Genomic DNA, 514 nt, shown 5'->3' with positions numbered 1-514 from the left:
ACAAATACAGAATAGACAGGCAGTGATTCAGTATATTCAGGACAATGGAACGATTGATCCATCGGCAGACGGCAACTGGTCTTTTGCAGCGGTTGACGGTAACCCTGAACTGACATTCCAGTCATCTGTTGATGCACAGCAGTTCATCCAGCCTGATGGGAATATCACTTATCTTGGCGTGGGAACAGAAGGTTTTGCCAAGTATGGGCTTGACCTATCCGGGACAGAGGAACCTGAGCCGGAACCTGTTACACTTGCATCTCTCAAGCAGGATGTAGCTGATTTTATAGAAGCGGATAAAATTGACCATCCACTTGCTGTTCAGCTTACAAATAAACTGAATCAGGTGGAGCATCAATTAGAAAAAGGCCATGATAAGCAAGCGATGAAGAAAATGGACGGATTCCTGAAGCACTTGAACAATAAAGCAATGAATAAATTCATCGCTGCAGATGCAAAAGAAACATTAAACAATACAGCGGAAGAACTAATGAACAATTGGAAATAAAGTAAT

General features: G+C 42.2%; 1 protein-coding gene. It reads left to right on the top strand.

Annotated elements, in window-relative coordinates; all coding sequences use genetic code 11:
* Positions 1-508, top strand: a 508-nt coding sequence (locus AC3G7N_RS22685; protein ID WP_489424350.1) for an FIMAH domain-containing protein, incomplete at its 5' end; no start/stop codon positions are given.
* Positions 509-514 lie beyond the last annotated feature (6 nt).

This window comes from Virgibacillus carmonensis (assembly GCF_057836705.1).
Note: the sequence above shows the minus strand (reverse complement) of the source record. Positions and strands in the feature narration are given on the sequence as shown.